The sequence below is a fragment of the Pseudomonas sp. MF6755 genome, assembly GCF_016405635.1.
GTDB classification, from domain to species: Bacteria; Pseudomonadota; Gammaproteobacteria; order Pseudomonadales; family Pseudomonadaceae; genus Aquipseudomonas; species Aquipseudomonas haemolytica.
In genome coordinates, this window is record NZ_JAEKDA010000006.1 from 277,287 (window position 1) to 298,119 (window position 20,833).

The 20,833-nt window shown below is 57.1% G+C and carries 12 protein-coding genes; all 12 read left to right on the forward strand.

Going from position 1 to position 20,833, the window contains the following annotated elements; all coding sequences use genetic code 11:
- Positions 1–161: 161 nt before the first annotated feature.
- Positions 162–2,564: a hypothetical protein gene (locus JFT66_RS10080; RefSeq protein ID WP_198859197.1), complete on the forward strand. Its 2,403-nt coding sequence runs from the start codon at positions 162–164 to the stop codon at positions 2,562–2,564.
- Between the two features lie 213 nt (positions 2,565–2,777).
- On the forward strand, positions 2,778–5,540 hold the full coding sequence (locus JFT66_RS10085; RefSeq protein ID WP_332875115.1) for a hypothetical protein: 2,763 nt from the start codon (positions 2,778–2,780) through the stop codon (positions 5,538–5,540).
- 73 nt (positions 5,541–5,613) lie between these two features.
- Positions 5,614–7,212, forward strand: a complete 1,599-nt coding sequence (locus tag JFT66_RS10090; protein WP_198859198.1) for an ABC transporter substrate-binding protein — start codon at positions 5,614–5,616, stop codon at positions 7,210–7,212.
- 258 nt (positions 7,213–7,470) lie between these two features.
- Positions 7,471–9,099, forward strand: coding sequence for an ABC transporter substrate-binding protein (locus tag JFT66_RS10095; RefSeq protein ID WP_153838908.1), 1,629 nt, complete (start codon positions 7,471–7,473; stop codon positions 9,097–9,099).
- 305 nt (positions 9,100–9,404) lie between these two features.
- Positions 9,405–11,009, forward strand: a complete 1,605-nt coding sequence (locus JFT66_RS10100; RefSeq protein WP_034118077.1) for an ABC transporter substrate-binding protein — start codon at positions 9,405–9,407, stop codon at positions 11,007–11,009.
- 170 nt (positions 11,010–11,179) lie between these two features.
- Positions 11,180–12,580 carry an OprD family outer membrane porin gene (locus JFT66_RS10105; protein ID WP_034118076.1) on the forward strand — a complete coding sequence of 467 codons (1,401 nt, stop codon included), beginning with the start codon at positions 11,180–11,182 and terminating at the stop codon, positions 12,578–12,580.
- A gap of 81 nt (positions 12,581–12,661) precedes the next feature.
- Positions 12,662–14,260, forward strand: a complete 1,599-nt coding sequence (locus tag JFT66_RS10110) for an ABC transporter substrate-binding protein (RefSeq protein ID WP_198859199.1) — start codon at positions 12,662–12,664, stop codon at positions 14,258–14,260.
- Positions 14,261–14,335: 75 nt separating this feature from the next.
- Entirely contained in the window at positions 14,336–15,346 is a 1,011-nt protein-coding gene (locus JFT66_RS10115; RefSeq protein ID WP_003171721.1) for an ABC transporter permease subunit, read from the forward strand.
- 10 nt (positions 15,347–15,356) lie between these two features.
- Positions 15,357–16,268 carry an ABC transporter permease subunit gene (locus JFT66_RS10120; RefSeq protein ID WP_005784738.1) on the forward strand — a complete coding sequence of 304 codons (912 nt, stop codon included), beginning with the start codon at positions 15,357–15,359 and terminating at the stop codon, positions 16,266–16,268.
- A 10-nt stretch (positions 16,269–16,278) separates the two neighbouring features.
- Entirely contained in the window at positions 16,279–17,247 is a 969-nt protein-coding gene (locus tag JFT66_RS10125) for an ABC transporter ATP-binding protein (RefSeq protein ID WP_014716896.1), read from the forward strand.
- Positions 17,247–18,218 carry a peptide ABC transporter ATP-binding protein gene (locus JFT66_RS10130; RefSeq protein ID WP_034118074.1) on the forward strand — a complete coding sequence of 324 codons (972 nt, stop codon included), beginning with the start codon at positions 17,247–17,249 and terminating at the stop codon, positions 18,216–18,218. Before JFT66_RS10125 ends, JFT66_RS10130 begins: the two co-directional genes overlap by 1 nt.
- 342 nt (positions 18,219–18,560) lie before the next feature.
- Positions 18,561–20,819 carry a TonB-dependent siderophore receptor gene (locus JFT66_RS10135; protein WP_153838910.1) on the forward strand — a complete coding sequence of 753 codons (2,259 nt, stop codon included), beginning with the start codon at positions 18,561–18,563 and terminating at the stop codon, positions 20,817–20,819.
- The last annotated feature ends 14 nt before the right edge of the window (positions 20,820–20,833 follow it).

Consider the following 20,833-nt stretch of genomic DNA (forward strand, 5'->3'; position numbering starts at 1 on the left):
GGTTCGCCCTGCACATGCAGGCCGAGTTAAAAAAATAACTGATGACACAGTGAAGTTCATCAACCTAATAATTAACTCATATCTCGGCGTGCATATTGCCTGCCCTATTACTTCGTGCCCAGACAATAACGTTAAGAACCTACGAATACAGCGAGCCGCTCATGAACATATCTGCGCCTTTGTTGCCAAACCCCATCATCACTGAACATTTAACTGCGAGTACACACAGCCGCAACACTCGGGCAGCTGACGCGCCGCCGCCATTGGAAAATAGGGAGCCAGGTACGCAGATCGGGTCAACGGGCAATGTTGGCCGGATGACTGCGCCCACCCCGGATAATGAGCTTGATTTCTCCAAAGGCGTTATTTACGGGGAGGCCGGTGTTTCTCCGCCCTCCACGAGTTATACGCTACGAGAGCGGATGCACCGCATTGAAGCCTATACCGAGCGAGTAGTGGCACAGATCAAGAACATAGAAACGGGTGAGGAAGGCGAAAGAAATGTCCGCTTCCAAAAGGTTCGCCAATTTCTCGAGCCTGCGGGTTACTTCAGTGCCGGGTTATTGGCTGCCGGGCGCGACCCGCATGAACAATTCACCGTAAAGTTCGATTCTTACGTAGGGAAATGGCACCCCGAAATAAAGACCAACACCAGCGAGCGAACCTACTATGCATGGGAAATTGCAGCCGGTGCCCTTCAGCACGATAGAACACCGGAGGGCGGCTCACTCAACTTCCAAGAGACGAAAATAAACCCACAAGATCAGGACAAGATCAACGATCTAGAAGCCTTGGGTGGACGACTTGAGGTGCATTGGGAAGTTCAGATAGCCGAGCCCATGCGGGACGTGCCCGGTGCATTGGCGAAGCGCTCGGGGAAAGCTGATGCCTATGTTGTGCGGGGAATTTTACACAGCCTGCGTAACGACAAGGGCAGTTATGAACAACTCACACCTGCCGGACAAGAAGCAATCAACCGTACACTTGAAAAAAACGGCAATGTGATTATCCCAAATATATACGGCTATCCACTGGGAGGGCATGCATTCATCCCTTACATCAACTATCACGGTGATTATGATCACAGGCCCAACAATGGCCTGATGATTGATTTGAAAACCGGCACGGTCAATGAACTGAATGGAGATAACGATTTCGCCCGCTGGGCTGAAACCAATCGTAATACGTTGCACAGTAGTTTCAATGCCCGCGACAGGCAAGGCGGCAAAGATGCTCATTGGACATCCGCCGAAAATGTGCTTGAAAACCTGATCGACTATCAACGAGCCACCTATCCAGGCTATGAAAACCTTTTCAAAGATAAACCTGTACCGGTGAGGGAGACGTTTAATTATACCCAATCGCGAAACAGCGACTATTTTTTGAGATACGGCAACCTGGACTCCGGTATCGCTACCGAGTACCAGGCAGTGAACGCCAAAAACGCAGAATGGGCCGACCAAACACAGGTATTTGGTAACGAGCAGCAAGCGTGGAAGGGGGCGAAGGAATTATGGGGACGCACCTTCGGTTACGTGCCCATCCTTGGCAACGCGGGCAATATTTACTTCGGTATCCATGACGCCATTTATGGCATGACCGCCGACGATCGCGTTGGCGGCACTGCCGCAGCAGTGATATCGAGCCTGCAACTGGTGCACGAACTCGCACCCTATGGGGTAGAGGTGGGGTTGGGGGAACCTCAACTGCCTTCCAGCACCCGGAATTACAGCTGGAGGTTCAATTCCGAGACACGCGAGTTTGAATTCGTGCGCGCACCAAAAGCGCCGAACGAGAGCGATACCCCCACACGCGTCAACATCGAGACAGACGACGCCAATCGTTCGGCGCCTGCTGATAGTGCAGGCATCCCTCTGCCCGTCGACGGCACAGACGTGAAACTTCCACCGCTGAGGTCCATAGAAAACTTACCCACGGGTGAGTCACTTTTTTCTACCGGTGAAAAAGCCGTTATCCTCAGTGGAGAGGTCGATAACCTGAATGTGATCAACGAAAAACTGTATACCTTTATCGACACTAATAAAAAAGGCACAGAGCAACGATTGAATATACTCGTCCACGGCAGTTTCAACCCTGAAACCGGCGTAGCAAAAGTGGTATACGATGGACAACTTAATACGCCAGGAGAATTGCTTCATACCCTGCATGCAAAAGGTATAAACCCGGAAGACTTTGACAACGTACGCCTGTTATCCTGCAATTCTGCAAGCGGTGGAGACAGTTCCTTTGCTGCTCAATTTCAAAGATTGATAAGGCGCCCTGTAAAAGGCTATACCGGCACCCTCACCGCGAACCTTTCGCCGGAAGTTATAACCAGCGCCATTGGTAAAGTAGAAACCGCGTATCACCAAAACCTGCAAAGCAACGGCATCACCCTTGACCCCACTATAACAAAATTGGCTAGAGGCCAAGCTGAGCAATATGTCAGCGATGAAATGAAGAGAATTTCACGATTCAGACCGTCAAAGACAAACCCTTATTGGAACCCGCTCAAGTGGTGGGCGTTCACCTATAAGCCCGTCACGTTCCCCATTCAACCTTGAAACGTCTATGTATCGGTAGAGGTGAGCGGCCACGGCATTGCCTTGAGCGCCAATGCCGTGGCCGCCGATGCGCTAGGCGCCCTATACAACTCAACCCTGTAGAAAATAATTACGTAACTTACACTTTTAATGAAGGGATGTGGAACGCCTCCTGCGTAAACAACCACACATTTGACACGAACCTATTCTAATTATCTAATCAGGTAGTCGAACGTGACAGACTCAACTCGATTTAATATTGTCCGTTACTCAACACCAACGCCTGGATCTACTCAAGAAGAACACACCCAGGCGCAGGAACAGCAACCGCTCACACCGTTGAACAATAACGAAGTTTATAACACCGACAACACCGCCTCTACTGCCCAGCGCCAATCCGATATCTATAAGGCAACCCTTTATGGATCCGGCCCTGTTCAAGCGCTCGGAGGCAGGTATACGTTAAATGAGCGCGAGGGTCTTATTGATGCCTATGCCACTCGTGTAAGTACGCAGATCAAAAACATCGAAAGTGGCAGTGAAGGCGAGCGAAACGTTAAGTTCCAGAACGTGCGCCTGTTCATGGAACCCTCCGGTTACTTCAGTGCGGGTCTATTAGCGGCAGGGTTCGACCCGCAGGAAAAAATCACCGTAACGTTCAATACTTACGTCGGTATGGGGACAGCAGAAAATCTGTCCGGTACCGAAAGCCGTACCTACTCTGCATGGGAAATCGCAGCGGGTATTCTTGAACATGACACGCCAGAACGGGGCGGCATTGTCAATTTCCATGGAGTGGTAATTGACAAAAAAGACCAGAGCAAGATTAATGACCTGCAATCGTTCGGCAAACAACTTCAAAAACACTGGGAGCAGGATATAGCCACGCCAATGCGTGGTAGCGCTAAGGTCAACAGCGCTGTTGAGATTCTTCAAGACCTGCCGTTCCTACCCACGTTCGCATACAAACCAAAAATCTCGACGGTAATACCTGAACGCTCGGGCAAGGCAGACGCCTATGTAGCACGGGGCGCTTTGCAGAGTCTTCGTCACGATAAGGATGCCTTTGAAAAATTAAGCCCTGCTGGTCAAGAAGCCATTAGCCGCACGCTGGATAAGAATGGGCAAGTGATTATCCCCAATATCTATGGTTACCCCTTGAGTGGCTACGCGTTTGTTCCCTACACGCCCTATGACGGCAATGCCAAGCACAGACCCAATCAGGGTGTCATGGTTGATTTGAGAAGTGGCGCTGTTCGCGAGATAAAGGGCGATGACGAGTTTGCGACGTGGGCCAAAGACAATCGTAACCAGTTGATAAGTCGTTTCAATGCCAGTGATCTGCAAGGAGGAAAGGATGCGCATTGGCCACCCGCCGCAGCAGTACTCGACCGTCTGATCCAAGATAATAGCTCCCACTTTCCAGGGCGGAACAGTTTGATAACTGATAAATCCGTACCTGTTCGGGAACTGTTCAATTATACCGAATCGCGCGGCAGTGATTATGAGTTGAAAGTTGGCGATCTGAACAAGGGTATTGCTTCGCACTATCAGGAGGTGAACGCCAAGAACGCACTATGGGACGATCAAACCAAGGTGTTTGGTGCAGTGGAGCAAGGCTGGAAGGGCGCAAAAGAAGTATGGGGCAATACCTTTGGCTACGTTCCCGTCCTCGGCAACGCTGGCAATATTGTTTTCGGCAGGCATGACGCCGAACATGGCATGACGGCCAGCGATCGCGTGGCAGGCACGGCCGGCGCAGTGATATCTGGCTTGCTGCTGGCGCACGAAATCATACCGGCAGGGGTAGAGGCAGGCCTGGGTGACGCACCCTTGAATTTCAACGCCTCCGGCACCGAACATTACAACTGGCAATACAACGCGCAGACCAGCGAATTTGAGTTGGCGCGAATTCCCAAGTCGACGAGCAATACTGATGCACCTTCAGTCACGCCCAATCAGGCACCGCAAGTGGTATCAGCGCCACAGGCTGCGTCGTTTCCGGGAATGCGAGAAATAGAGCTCAAAGGAACGACGTATTTCGCGGCTGAGAAGCCTGACACCCCGGACGGGCTTCATTACCTGTTACGCGTACGGGACCCCAATGACCCATCGAAATTAGCGAGTAGCGGGATTGTCGCCCGCCCTGATGAGGCCGGGAAATGGACGCGAGAAAATAGAGTCGGCGGGAGATGGCCATGGGACCGTGCACCGTCGCCCACACCAAGTAACGACGTAAAGACACCTCCCAAAATTTCCAATGGCTTCGAAATTCTGGGTGATCCAAAAATAAGTGGCGCCGACAAATTTGACGAAATCCTCAAAAGCGATAGCACTACTCACTATGAGCAATCGATCAATAACGTTGAAGAGCAGGGCGTCATTAAACGAAAGCTCACGGTAACTTCGACGACCGAAGAGAGGGTGTTTAAGGTTAAAGCAAGCGAAAGAGCACAGCCCAATGAATACAGTTCGACGGACTACTCGCCAAACTTTCTAAAAGACCTGAACCGTGACCACTACACCGTCCAAATAAAGCAACCTGACGGTAGTTACACCACCATCGAGTTGGATACAACGGGAAGCGCGCATGGTGAAACATTGAACAAGCGCCTGAAGCAACTCGAGGAGGCAATCCCCGATCCAGCCCTACGCACGCGAATCTCCGAGGTCGCTCATCAGGCCAGTGTCGCCCCGGCGTCGGTGGAGCTGAAATTGAACCAACTGCAAGACCATATCGGCTTCAGAGGCACAGACACGCATTACACAATCATGTACGACCCGGCAGCTAATCAAGCCCAAGTCAAATTTGAGGCAAAAATGACGCTGCTCGACTTGGATAAAGATGCTGCACAAATTACGAATGTCGAGGTCAGTGCGAAGAGAACCTTCCACATTGGAGAAAGCAACGAATTGCTGGAGGATGGAAACCCTTACATCATCGATAAAAATGCGCCCTTTACCTTGAGCACGGCGGTGACTGCAGACCTGAAATAGCTCGTGACTACCTGAAAAGCCACAGCGGCGGTAACCTCGGTAACCGCCGTTCTGTGCCACTTTCGGGATCTCCATGGAAAGAACCTTAAAACCGCTCCTCCTCGCTGCCGGCCTGCTGGCCTTCATGCCGATGGCTCACGCGGCCAGCACCTTGGTCTACTGCTCCGAAGCCAGCCCTGCCGGCTTCGACCCCAGCCAATACACCAGCGGCACCGACTTTGATGCCTCGGCCGAAACCGTGTTCAACCGCCTGACCCAGTTCACGCGCGGCGGCACCGAAGTCGAACCAGGCTTGGCAACAAGCTGGGATGTGTCCAAAGACGGCCTGACCTACACCTTCCACCTGCGCGATGGCGTCAAGTTTCACACCACCGCCTACTTCACCCCGACCCGCGATTTCAACGCCGATGATGTGCTGTTCACCTTCAATCGCCTGCTCGATGCCGACAGCCCGTTTCGCAAGGCCTACCCTTCGGAATCGCCGTACTTCACCGACATGGGCTTGAACACCACGATCAAGAGCGTCGATAAAGTCGATGAGCACACCGTGCGTTTCAACCTGAACAATGTCGATGCCTCGTTCGTGCAGAACCTGGCCATGAGTTTCGCCTCGGTGCAATCAGCCGAATACGCCGCCCAGCTGTTGAAAGAAGGCAAGGCCGAGGACATTAATCAGAAACCCGTCGGCACTGGGCCGTTTGTGTTCAAGCGTTACCAGAAAGACTCGCAGATCCGCTACGAGGCGAATAAACAGTATTGGAAACCCGAGGATGTGAAACTCGACAACCTGGTGTTCGCCATCACCCCGGACGCCGCCGCGCGCCTGCAGAAACTCAAGGCCGGCGAATGCCAGGTCAGCGGCTACCCGCGCCCCGCCGACATCGAAGTCATGAAACAAGACCCGAACCTGCGTGTGCTGCAACAAGCCGGCTTCAACCTGGGCTTCCTGGCCTACAACGTGACTCACCCGCCGCTGGACCAGCTCAAGGTGCGCCAGGCCCTGGACATGGCCATCGACAAGCCAGCAATCATCAAGGCCGTGTACCAGAGCGCCGGACAATTGGCGCAGAACGCATTGCCACCAGCGCAGTGGTCTTATGATGCAAGCATCCACGATGCGCCCTACGATCCGACCAAGGCGCGGTTGCTACTAAAAGAAGCAGGGGTTGCACCAGGTACCACCATCAACCTGTGGGCGATGACCGTGCAACGCGCCTCAAACCCGAATGCGCGCATGTCCGCTCAAATGATCCAGCAGGATTGGGCCAAAGTCGGCATCAAGGCCAATATCGTCAGCTATGAGTGGGGCGAATACATCAAGCGCGCCAAAAATGGCGAACACGATGCAATGATTTATGGCTGGACCGGCGACAACGGCGACCCGGATAACTGGCTTGGCGTGCTCTACAGTTGTGCCGCGGTCAAGGGCAGTAATTATGCCAAATGGTGTAACCCAGGCTACGACAAGCTGGTGCAGCAAGCCAAGGTCAGCAATGACCGCGAGCAGCGCATCAAGTGGTATCAACAGGCACAGAAAATCCTTAAGGAACAGGTACCTATAACGCCTATCGCAAACTCGACGGTTTTTCAGCCGTTACGCAAGGAAGTGCACGACTTCAAAATCAGCCCCTTCGGGCTCACACCCTTTTACGGCGTGAGTCTAGATAAGTAACAACCGCGCCCCAACCGAGTGCGCTAGACGCCTCGGTTGAGCTTTTCTGGTGCGCTCGCCGCACCGAAAAAACCCTCCAAACAGGCACATTTGTGTCAAAACTTTCAAAATTGCGACATTCCTGTACGTTCGTACCACAGTTTGTCGCTACCGACCGCTCAGCATCTTGCATTGGGTATGGCGCCTGCATAAGTATCCGCAGGCCGACTCACGAGGTCGCCCTCACCACCAAAAATGACAACAAATCATGAGGCCAACATGCTTAAACACGCAGTCCTTCCGTTATTAGTGAGCGCTGGCCTTATGGCCGCAGCCCCCGTAGCCCTTGCGGCAACTAACCTGGTGTTCTGCTCCGAAGGGAGCCCGGCCGGTTTCGACCCAGGCCAGTACACCACCGGAACAGACTTCGATGCCTCGGCCGAAACCATGTTCAACCGCCTGAGCCAGTTCGAACGTGGCGGCACCGCCGTTGTTCCTGGCCTGGCCACCAGTTGGGACGTGTCCCCGGATGGCCTGACGTATACCTTCCACCTTCGCGAAGGCGTCAAGTTTCATACCACCCCGTACTTCAAGCCTACTCGTGAATTCTCGGCTGACGACGTACTGTTCACCTTCAACCGGATGATCAAGAAAGACGATCCATTCCGTAAGGCCTACCCCACCGAGTTCCCGTACTTCACGGACATGGGGATGGACACCAACATCAAGAACATCGAGAAAGTCGATGACCATACCGTCAAGTTCACCCTTGGCACCGTGGACGCGGCTTTCATCCAGAACCTGGCCATGAGCTTCGCGTCGATCCAGTCCGCTGAATATGCCGCGCAGTTGTTGAAGGAAGGCAAACCTGCCGACATCAACCAAAAACCAGTCGGCACTGGCCCGTTCGTGTTCAAGAGCTACCAGAAAGACTCGAACATTCGCTACACCGGCAACAAGGACTACTGGAAACCTGAAGACGTGAAGATCGACAACCTGATCTTCGCTATCACCACCGACCCGTCGGTGCGTATCCAGAAGCTCAAGAAAAACGAATGCCAGATCACCCTGTTCCCACGTCCGGCCGACCTCAAGGCGCTGGGCGAAGACAAGGATCTGAAACTGCCGCACCAGGCCGGTTTCAACCTGGGCTACATCGCCTACAACGTGATGCCGGTACTCAAGGGCCAGACCGCCGCCAACCCGCTGTCCGACCTGCGCGTACGCGAAGCCCTGGACATGTCGGTGAACAAGCAGCAAATCATCGACTCCGTGTACCAGGGTGCCGGCCAGTTGGCGGTCAACGCCATGCCGCCGACCCAGTGGTCGTATGACACCACTATCAAGGATGCCAAGTACGATCCGGCCAAGGCCAAGGAACTGCTCAAGGCAGCCGGCGTCAAGGAAGGTACCGAAATCACCCTGTGGGCCATGCCGGTTCAACGTCCTTACAACCCGAACGCCAAGCTGATGGCCGAGATGCTGCAGAACGACTGGAAACAGATCGGCCTGAAGGTCAACATCGTCAGCTACGAGTGGGGCGAGTACATCAAGCGCTCCAAAGGCGGCGAGAACCAGGCCATGATCATTGGCTGGAGCGGCGACAATGGTGACCCGGACAACTGGCTGAACGTACTGTTCGGCTGCGACTCGCTGTCGGGTAACAACTTCTCCAAGTGGTGCGACAAGAAATTCGACGGTATCGTCAAAGAAGCCAAGGCCACATCGGATGTCGCCAAACGCACCGAGCTGTACAAGCAGGCGCAACATATCCTCAAAGATGCAGTCCCGATGACACCTATCGCGCACTCGACGGTGTATCAACCCATGCGTAATACCGTACAGGACTTCAAGATCAGCCCGTTTGGCTTGAACTCCTTCTACGGCGTTAGCGTCAGCGGCAAGTAATGATCAATAACGGCGACGTTTCTTAACGTCGCCGTTATTCCATCTGCCTGGGCCATAGGAAACAGACCACGCTTGCAATCGTTGCCGTCCTACAGCAACGAACTGCGCCCCGTGCCTCCGTTACCTACAAGGTTAGTCAGATTTGACGCATTTACTGCAAGGTCAACGACCAATAACGTCGTAGGACAGCAGAGGCATCATTCTGGGAAGGGCACTTGCTGTGTGTGGGATCAGTGACATCTCCCTGGCCGGACGCCAGAGGGATGGCTCGCTGTTGATAACTACAAACAAGGATCGGGATTGTCATGCGCCATACCACCGTTCTATCCGCGATGTTTGCCACCAGCCTGCTGGCTGTGGCCACGATGGGCCAAGCGGCCGAGAAGAAGAGCCTGGTGTTCTGTTCCGAAGGCAGCCCGGCAGGGTTTGACACTGCGCAATACACCACCGCCACCGACAACGACGCAGCCGAGCCGCTGTACAACCGCCTGGTCGAGTTTGAAAAGGGCGAGACCAACGTCGTTCCTGGGCTAGCGACCAAGTGGGATATTTCCGAAGACGGCCTGACCTACACCTTCCACCTGCGTGAAGGGGTGAAATTCCACAGCAACAAGGAATTCAAGCCGACGCGGGACTTCAACGCCGACGACGTGCTGTTCACCTTCAACCGCATGCTTGACCCCGACCACCCGTTCCGCAAGGCCTACCCCACCGAGTTTCCGTACTTCAACGGGATGAGCCTGAACAAGAATATCGCCAAGGTCGAGAAAACAGGCCCCTATACCGTGGTGATGACCTTGAACACGGTCGACGCCGCGTTTGTACAGAATATCTCCATGAGCTTCGCCGCAATCCTCTCGGCCGAATACGCCGAGCAGTTGCTCAAGCAAGGCCGGCCCAGCGACATCAACCAGAAGCCGATCGGCACTGGCCCTTTCGTGTTCCAGCGCTACCAGAAAGACTCGCAGATCCGCTATGTGGGCAACAAACAGTACTGGGACCCGAGCAGGGTCAAGCTTGATCAACTGATCTTCGCCATCAACACCGACGCCTCGGTGCGGGTGCAGAAGCTCAAGGCCGGCGAATGCCAGGTGACCCTGCATCCGCGCCCGGCCGATGTCGAGGCCCTCAAGGCCGACCCGAACCTGCAACTGCTGACCAAGCCTGGCTTCAACCTCGGCTACATCGCCTACAACGTGCGCCACAAGCCGTTCGATCAGCTCGAAGTACGCCAGGCGCTGGACATGGCGGTGAACAAGCAGAGCATCCTCAACGCCGTGTACCAGGGCGCCGGGCAACTGGCGGTCAACGCCATGCCGCCGACGCAGTGGTCCTACGACGACAGCATCAAGGACGCCGCCTACAACCCGGAAAAAGCCAAGGAGTTGCTCAAGGCTGCCGGCGTCAAGGAAGGCACCGAGATCACCCTGTGGGCGATGCCGGTGCAACGTCCGTACAACCCCAACGCCAAGCTGATGGCCGAGATGCTGCAGAACGACTGGGCCAAAATCGGCCTCAAGGTCAAGATCGTCAGCTACGAGTGGGGCGAGTACATCAAGCGCACCAAGAACGGTGAGCACGATGTCAGCCTGATCGGCTGGACCGGCGACAACGGTGACCCGGACAACTGGCTGGGCACGCTCTACAGCTGCGATGCCATCGGTGGCAACAACTACTCCATGTGGTGTGACCCGGCGTACGACAAGCTGATCAAGCAAGCCAAGGTCGTGACCGACCGTGAACAAAGGACTGTTCTGTACAAACAGGCGCAGCAACTGCTCAAGCAGCAGGTGCCGATCACGCCAGTCGCCCACTCGACGGTCAACCAACCGTTAAGCGCCAAAGTCGAAGGCTTCAAGGTGAGCCCCTTCGGCCGCAACGTGTTCTCGGGCGTCAGCATTACCCCATAAGAAAATAACCGGATTGCGGGGAGCGAAGTGGGCTCCCCGGCAAACGCGCAGCTTTTTATTAGGAAACCTCCTACGCCAAACGTTTGCAAAAGCTTGAACGAGTTCCACACCCAATAGCCGGTTCACCTAAAAAGACCGGCATTAAAAAAAGAACCAAAGGAGCTTCACCCATGAAACTGAGCAGCAAAGCGCTTCTGGCCCTGGCCATCAGCAGCATCACGGCAACCGCCTACGCGGAACCCGCCAGCCAGGACTTCGTTCCCACCACGTTGGCCGGCACCAGTGCCCAAAGCGAGGCCAAGGGCTTTATCGAAGATTTCAGCCTGGGCGGCACCACGCGTAACTGGTACTCCCATGAAAGCAAATACCGTGGGGGCACCTTCTCTTACAAGAAACATGGCCAGACCCTGACTGATCGCAACCGTACCAACTGGGTGCAGGGCACTATCCTCAACGCCAGCTCGGGTTTCACCCAGGGCACCGTAGGGGTCAAGACCGAAGTTGCGGTCTACAACGCCCTGGTACTGGATCGCAGCAAGCGTGACATCAAAGGTGGCTCCAACCGTACCCTGGCCGACTCCAATGGCGACGCCGTCGACCAGTGGAGCAAACTGGGCCTGGCCAACGTGCAGTTCCGCGTGTCCAACACCACGTTGACCGCCGGTCGCCAGAACTTCAGCAGCGGCATCATCGACACCATCGGCAACCGTGCCCTGCCGTCGAGCTTCCAGGGCGTGAGCTTCAACAGCGAAGAGTTCAGCAACCTGTCGTTCCAGGGCGGCGTGTTTGACCGCGTTTCGCCACGTAGCGAACAGAGCCTGTCGAAATTCCGTTCCGAGTACACCAGCAACGCCAAGGTCGAAACCGACAAGGTCTACACCCTGGGTGCCAACTACCAGCCGTTCAAGAGCCTGAAGACCAGCTTCTTCGGCGCCAACGTCAAGGACTTCTGGAACCAGTACTACTTCGGTGCAACCCATGAACTGGGTGACAGCCAGCAACTGGCCCTGACTACCGGCTTCAACTACTACAAGACCGTCGATGAAGGCAAAAAGCTGATGGGGGATATCGACAACGATACCTACTCCCTGTCCTTTGGCCTGACTCACCAGGCCCACAGCCTGACCTTCGCCTACCAGGCCGTGAACGGTAACGAATACTTCGACTACCTGCACGAAACCAACGGCATCTACCTGGCCAACTCCCTGACGTCTGACTTCAACGGCCCGAACGAGAAATCGTTCCAGGTCGCCTACGCCATCAACATGGCCGAATACGGCGTGCCAGGCCTGAAGTTCAACGCATACTCCGCTCGCGGCTGGGGCATCGACGGCACCCACTACACCGGCAACCGCGGTGTAGTCGGCAAAGGCTACGACGGCATCCAGACCCAGGACGGCGAAAAACACCAGGAATACGGTGTAGGCGCTTCCTACGCAATCCAGAGTGGCCCACTCAAGGCCACCGCGATTCGTGCCACTTACGTCGAGCACCGCGGCAGTGAGTTCCAATCCGACGGCAGCATCAAAGAGTTCCGTCTGGTAACCACTGTTCCATTCAACATCCTTTAATTAGTGCCAGGCAGGCGGCGGGCTCAGGACGAGCCCCGCCGTCTACGCTTTTCTGGCTCCAACGATTGCAGAGGGCTCTGAATGAAAATGCTCCCGCTACAAGCCGCCATGGCCGCTGCGCTGTTGAGCGTGGCAATCGGCGTTTCGGCCAAACCGCTGGTGGTCTGCACCGAAGCCAGCCCGGAAGGTTTCGACCCGGTCCTGTACACCACGGCCGTGACGGCTGACGCCGCCGCTGAAACCATGTTCAACCGCCTGGTGGACTTCAAGCCCGGCACCACCGAAGTGGTTCCCGCGCTGGCCAAAGACCTGCCCGAGATCAGCGCCGATGGCCTGACCTATACCTTCCACCTGCGTGACGACATCAAGTTCCACACCACCGACTATTTCAAACCCACGCGCAACCTGAACGCCGACGACGTACTGTGGAGCTTCCAGCGCCAGCTGGACCCCAATCACCCGTGGCATAAAAAGTCCAACGTGGGCTACCCGTACTTCGAAAGCATGGGCTTCAAAGAACTGCTCAAGAGCGTAGAGAAGACCGACGACCACACCGTCGTCTTTACCCTGACCCGTCCTGAAGCACCGTTCCTGGCCGACCTGGCCATGGCGTTTTCCTCGATCCACTCCGCCGAATACGCCGACCAGTTGCTCAAGTCTGGCAAGACCGATGACCTGAACGCCAAGCCGATCGGCACCGGGCCGTTCATCTTCACGCGTTACCAGAAAGATGCCCAGGTACGTTTCAAGGCCAACCCGGACTACTTCCGTGGCAAGCCGCCGGCCGACCCACTGATCCTGGCGATCACCGTCGACAACAACGTGCGCCTGCAGAAGCTCAAGGCCAACGAGTGCCAGATCGCGCTGTATCCCAAGCCCGATGACGTGCCGAGTGTGAAGGCCGACCCAAACCTGAAAGTCGATGAGCTGGCGGCCATGACCACCAGCTACACCGCGATGAACACCACACGCAAGTACATGAGCGATGCGCGGGTGCGTCACGCGATCAACATTGCGTTCGACAAGGCCGGCTACACCGACGCCCTCTACGGCAAAGGCAACGCAGTGGTTGGAACCGGCCCGTATCCACCGACTCTGCTGGGCTTCAATGACAAGCTCAAGAACCCACCCCGTGACCTGGACAAGGCCCGTGCCCTGCTCAAGGAAGCCGGCGTGCCGGAAGGTACCGAGTTCACCCTGTTTACCCGTAACGGCGGTGGCCCGACCAACCCTAACCCGATGCTCGGCGCCCAGCGTATGCAGGCGGACTTGGCCCAGATTGGCCTGAAGGTCAATATCAAGGTCATGGAATGGGGCGAAATGCTCAAGCGCGCCAAAGCCGGCGAGCACGACATGGTTTCCGCCGGCTGGGCCGGGGATAACGGGGACCCGGACAACTTCCTGACCCCCAACCTGAGTTGCGATGCGGCGAAAAACGGCGAAAACTACGCGCGCTGGTGTAACAAAGAGTTTCAGAGCTTGATCGACAAGGCTCGCGCTGACGCTGAACCCGCCGAACGCGCTGCACTCTATCAACAAGCCCTGGAGGTATTCGAGAAGGACCAACCGTGGATCCCCATGGCCTACCCGAAAATGTTCACCGCTATGCGCAAGAACGTCGAGGGTTATACCCAAAGCCCCCTGACCACCAATAACTTCGCCACCACCCAGGTGAAGTAATAAGAAAAACGCTCGGCACCGTCGATATTGACGGTGCCGAACCTGCCTAACCGGCTGATTGAGGTACACACCAAGATGTTTAGTTTTATTGCCCGCCGATTGGGGTTATTGATCCCCACGTTTTTCGGCATCACGTTGCTGACCTTTGCGTTGATTCGCATGATTCCAGGCGACCCCGTAGAAGTCATGATGGGCGAGCGCCGGGTTGACCCCGAAATGCATGCCCAGGCAATGGAGCGCCTTGGCCTTAACAAGCCGCTGTATGCGCAATACCTGGATTACGTCGGCAAGCTCGCCCAGGGCGATCTTGGCGAATCGCTGCGTACCCGCACCAGCGTGTGGACCGAGTTCACCGCCCTCTTCCCGGCGACCCTGGAACTGTCCATGGCTGCCCTGTTGTTCGCCGGCATCCTGGGCCTGTTGGCTGGGGTAATCGCGGCCTTGAAACGAGGATCCCTGTTCGACCATGGGGTGATGGGCATCTCCCTCGCGGGATATTCGATGCCAATTTTCTGGTGGGGCCTGATCCTGATCATGTTCTTCTCGGTGAGCCTGGGCTGGACCCCGGTTTCCGGGCGTATCGACCTGCTCTACGACATCGAGCCACGCACCGGCTTCATGCTGATCGACACCCTGCTGGCCGACGAACCGGACGCCTTCTGGGACGCCCTGCACCACCTGATCCTGCCGGCCATCGTGCTGGGCACCATCCCGCTGGCGGTGATTGCGCGGATGACCCGTTCGTCGATGCTCGAAGTGCTGCGCGAGGACTACATCCGTACTGCCAAGGCCAAGGGCCTGTCGCCGGCGCGCGTGGTATTTGTGCACGGCCTGCGCAACGCGCTGATCCCGGTATTGACCGTAGTCGGCCTGCAAGTCGGCACCCTGCTGGCCGGCGCCGTACTGACCGAAACCATCTTTTCGTGGCCCGGCATCGGCAAATGGCTGATCGAAGCCATTGGTGCACGGGATTACCCGGTGGTGCAAAACGGCATCCTGCTGATCGCCTGCCTGGTGATCCTGGTGAACTTCGTGGTGGATATCCTCTACGGCTTCGCCAACCCACGCATCCGTCACCAGCGCTGAGATCATGACCATGACTACCTCTACTCCAGTGTCAGCAGTCGATCAGAGCCTGCTGTACCCGTCCCCGTACAAAGAATTCTGGCAAGCCTTCTCCAAGAACAAAGGCGCGGTTGCCGGCCTGCTGTTCATGTTGCTGATCGTGTTCTGCGCGATCTTCGCCCCGTGGGTTGCACCGCATAACCCGAGTGAGCAATACCGCGACTTCCTGCTGACCCCGCCGGCCTGGCTGGAAGGTGGGCAGATGCAGTTCCTGCTCGGGACCGACGAACTGGGCCGTGACTTGCTCTCGCGCCTGATCCAGGGCTCGCGCCTGTCCTTGCTGATCGGCTTGTCGTCGGTGGTGATGTCGCTGATCCCGGGCATCCTGCTGGGGCTGTTCGCCGGGTTCTTCCCGCGCCTGCTCGGCCCGACCATCATGCGCTTGATGGACATCATGCTGGCCCTGCCGTCGCTGCTGCTGGCTGTGGCCATTGTCGCGATCCTCGGCCCTGGCCTGATCAACACCGTGATCGCCATCGCTATCGTGTCGCTGCCGTCCTACGTACGTCTGACCCGCGCCGCAGTAATGGGCGAACTGAACCGCGACTACGTGACTGCCGCCCGCCTCGCCGGCGCCGGCCTGCCACGCCTGATGTTCATCACCGTGCTGCCTAACTGCATGGCGCCGCTGATCGTCCAGGCCACCTTGAGTTTCTCTTCGGCGATCCTCGATGCCGCCGCGCTGGGCTTCCTCGGCCTTGGCGTACAACCGCCAACCCCGGAGTGGGGCACCATGCTGGCTTCGGCACGTGACTACATCGAACGCGCCTGGTGGGTCGTGAGCCTGCCTGGTTTGACCATTTTGCTCAGCGTGCTGGCAATCAACTTGATGGGTGACGGCCTGCGCGATGCGCTGGACCCGAAACTCAAGAACGCCGCCTGAGGAGATTCCCATGTCACTGTTAGAAATCAAGAATCTCAACGTGCGCTTCGGCGACAAGACCGCCGTACCGGTGGTCGATGGCCTCGACATTTCTGTCGACAAAGGCGAAGTACTGGCGATTGTTGGCGAGTCGGGCTCGGGTAAATCCGTGACCATGATGGCGCTGATGGGCCTGATCGAGCATCCCGGTATCGTCACCGCTGACGCCCTGAACTTCGACGGCAAGGACATGCTCAAGCTGAGCAACCGCCAGCGCCGCCAGATCGTCGGCAAAGACCTGGCGATGGTGTTCCAGGATCCGATGACCGCGCTGAACCCCAGCTACACCGTAGGTTTCCAGATTGAAGAAGTGCTGCGACTGCATTTGAAAATGTCCGGCAAGCAAGCGCGCAAACGGGCTATCGAGCTGCTGGAAAAAGTCGAAATCCCGGGCGCCGCCAGCCGGATGGATGCCTACCCGCACCAACTGTCCGGCGGTATGAGCCAACGTGTTGCGATCGCCATGGCGATTGCCGGCGAGCCGAAACTGCTGATCGCCGATGAACCAACCACCGCGTTGGACGTGACCATCCAGGCGCAGATCATGGAACTGCTACTGGCCCTGCAGAAAGAGCAGAACATGGGCCTGGTGCTGATCACCCACGACCTCGCGGTGGTGGCTGAAACCGCCCAGCGCGTGTGTGTGATGTACGCCGGCCAGGCCGTGGAAGTCGGCCAGGTGCCGCAATTGTTCGACATTCCCGCTCACCCGTACAGCGAAGCGCTGCTCAAGGCGATCCCGGAACACAGCCTCGGCGCCACGCGCCTGGCCACACTGCCGGGCATCGTACCCGGCCGTTATGACCGCCCGCAGGGTTGCCTGCTATCGCCGCGCTGCCCGTATGTGCAGGACTCCTGCCGTGCCCAGCGCCCGGGCCTTGATCCGAAAAGCAACAGCCTCGCCCGCTGCTTCTACCCGCTGAACCAGGAGGTGGCGTAATGGCCGTCGTTCTTACCGCCCGCGACCTCACCCGTCACTATGAAGTGTCCCGTGGCCTGTTCAAGGGCCACGCCACCGTGCGTGCCCTCAATGGTGTGTCCTTCGAGCTGGAAGCCGGCAAGACCCTCGCCGTTGTGGGCGAGTCGGGTTGCGGCAAATCCACCCTGGCCCGTGCTCTGACGTTGATTGAAGAGCCATCGTCCGGCTCGTTGAAAATCGCCGGGCAAGAAGTAGCCGGCGCCGACAAGGCCCAGCGCAAGCAATTGCGCAAAGACGTGCAGATGGTGTTTCAGAGCCCGTATGCCTCATTGAACCCACGCCAGAAAGTCGGTGATCAACTCGGTGAACCGCTGCTGATCAACACTAACCTCTCCGCTGCCGAACGCCGCGAAAAGGTCCAGGCGATGATGAAGCAGGTGGGTTTGCGCCCTGAGCATTACCAGCGCTACCCGCATATGTTCTCCGGTGGCCAGCGCCAGCGCATCGCGTTGGCCCGGGCCATGATGCTGCAACCCAAAGTGCTGGTGGCAGATGAACCGACCTCGGCGCTGGACGTGTCGATCCAGGCCCAGGTGCTCAACCTGTTCATGGATTTGCAGCAGGAATTCAACACGGCCTACGTGTTCATTTCCCACAACCTGGCGGTGGTGCAACACGTTGCCGACGATGTGATGGTGATGTACCTCGGCCGCCCGGTGGAGGTAGGCCCCAAGGAAGACATCTACGCTCGCCCTTTACACCCCTACACCCAGGCGCTGCTGTCGGCCACACCGACCATTCACCCGGACCCGAGCAAGCCGAAGATCAAGATCGTCGGCGAACTGCCCAACCCGCTGAACCCGCCGCCTGGCTGCGCTTTCCACAAACGCTGCCCCTATGCGACCGAACGTTGCAGCAGCGAGGAACCGTTGTTGCGGCCGCTGGATAATCGCCAGGTGGCTTGCCATTACGCGGAGCAATTCGTGGCCTGACGCAACAGAGCAGTTGAAATGAGTTCCACCGCCCTTCCCGCCAGATTGCGCATCAGTCTGGCCGGAGGGGCTTTTTTTGCGCACATCTCGGGTCGGGAACATCAGTCTGTAACAAAAAGCACACAGAAGAATCCGCGTCTTTCAAGGCTCCGCACCTTGGAAACGTTGGGGCAAAGCGCTTTACAAAGTGTATAGATTGTAAATGAAATTTACTTTTGTTTGAGAATCAATACCATTACGGCGCAAAGAGAGCGCTGAATATCGTCCGGTTAGCCAAGGTTTTCTGCACAAGGCGATTTAGGCGCATCTCGCTCAATCGCCCCTCCAAAGGACTTTGTGGACATGTCGTCTCAATTCAGACTCAGCCGTTTATCGCTGGCGTTTATCGCTACCCTTTCGTCTCCCGCGCTGCTGGCGGAAAGTGTCGAAAAAGAGCGCGATAAAGTGCCGATCGAAGCGACTGACCTGCCGGTAGACGGCACGCCTCAAGCCTTGGTGCTGGGAGAGACGCGTGTATTGGGCACCGCTGCCGAAGAACTCAAGCAAGCGCCTGGCGTGTCGATCATCACCGCCGAAGACATCAAGAAACGCCCACCTACCAACGACCTGTCGGAGATCATCCGCCGCGAGCCAGGCGTCAACCTGACCGGCAACAGTTCCAGCGGCAGCCGTGGCAATAACCGCCAGATCGACCTGCGCGGCATGGGCCCGGAAAACACCCTGATCCTGATCGATGGCAAACCGTCGACCTCCCGCAACGCCGTGCGTTATGGCTGGAGCGGTGACCGTGACACCCGTGGCGAAACCAACTGGGTGCCGGCCGAAGAAGTCGAGCGTATTGAAATTCTGCGCGGCCCGGCTGCCGCCCGTTACGGCTCCGGTGCCATGGGCGGGGTGATCAACATCATCACTAAACGCCCAACCGACCAATTACACGGCTCGTTGACCGCCTACACCGCCTTCCCCGAAAACGACGCCGAAGGCGCGAGCAAACGCACCAACTTCAATCTCAGCGGCCCGTTGACCGACAGCCTGGCGTTCCGCGTCTATGGCGGGCTGAGCAAGACCGACGCCGATGACGCCGACATCAACCGCTCCGCACAAGCGACACCTGATTCGCTGGTCGCCGGCCGCGAGGGCGTGCGTAATAAAGACGTCAATGGCTTGCTGAGCTGGCAATTCACCCCCGAGCAAACCCTCGACCTGGAAGCCAGCTACAGCCGCCAGGGCAATATTTTCGCCGGCGACACCATGCTCAACGGCGGTGGCGCATTCGTTGAAAGCCTGGTGGGCAAGGAAACCAGCGTGATTCAACGCAGCAGCTTCTCTGCCACGCACCGCGGCGAATTTGACTGGGGCTCGACCCTGGCCTCGCTGAGCCACGACCTGACCCGCAACGAGCGCCTCAACGAAGGCCTGGCCGGTGCCGGCGAAGGTGCGCCGTCTGCAAGCGCCGGTCGTTTTGAATCACGCTTGCGCAATACCCGGGCCACCGCCGAGGTCAACCTGCCGCTAAGCTTCGGCACCGAGCAGGTGCTGACCCTGGGCAGCGAATACCTCTACGAGTCGATGAACGATCCAGGCTCGTTGCGCCCGCAAAGCTATGACCCCGGCACCGGCGGCGTCCCCGCCATCCCGGGCGTCAACCGCAACAGCACCAAGACCACCGCGTCGAGCTACGCCTTGTTTGCCGAGGACAACATCGAACTGGGCAGCAAGACCATCATCACCCCCGGCCTGCGCTACGACGATCATGAAGAATACGGCGGCAACTGGAGCCCCAGCCTCAACGCCTCCCATCAGTTGACCGATGAGCTGAGCCTCAAGGGCGGTATTGCCCGGGCGTACAAGACGCCGAACCTGTATCAATCCAACCCCAACTATTTGCTGTACAGCCGTGGCAACGGTTGCAACGCCAGCGAAGCGAACATGGGCGGCTGCTACCTGGTGGGTAATCGCGACCTGAAGCCGGAAATCAGCGTCAACAAGGAAATCGGCCTGGCCTACGACAAGGGCACCTGGCGTACCAGCGCGACGTACTTCCGTAATGACTACAAGAACAAGATCAATGCCAGCAACGAGGCGGCTTTCCGTTTGGGCAATGGTCGCCGCGTATTGGAGTGGGAAAACAGCGGACCGGCACTCGTGCAAGGGGTTGAAGGCAACCTGTTCGTGAGCCTGCGCGACGATCTGGACTGGAACACCAACCTGACCTACATGATCGACTCCAAGGACAAGGACACCGGCGAGCCGTTGAGCATCATCCCCAAGTACACCGTCAACACCACGCTGGACTGGCAAGCCACCGACAAGCTTTCCTTCCAGGTCAGCGGCACCTATTACGGCAAGCAGGAAGCACCGACGCTCAACTCGCGCAGCGCCAACAGTTATGACCGCAGCGCCCAGCAGGATGTCGACCCGTACGGGTTGATGGGGGTGAGCAGTGGCTACGAGTTCAGCAAAAACCTGAGCGTACGCGTCGGTATCAACAACCTGTTGGACAAACGCCTGTCCCGCAAAGGCAATGCCGATGACGCCGGCGCCCAGACCTACAACGAACCGGGCCGCGCTTACTTCGCGTCGGTGACCACATCGTTCTGATCGGGCCGTTGTAA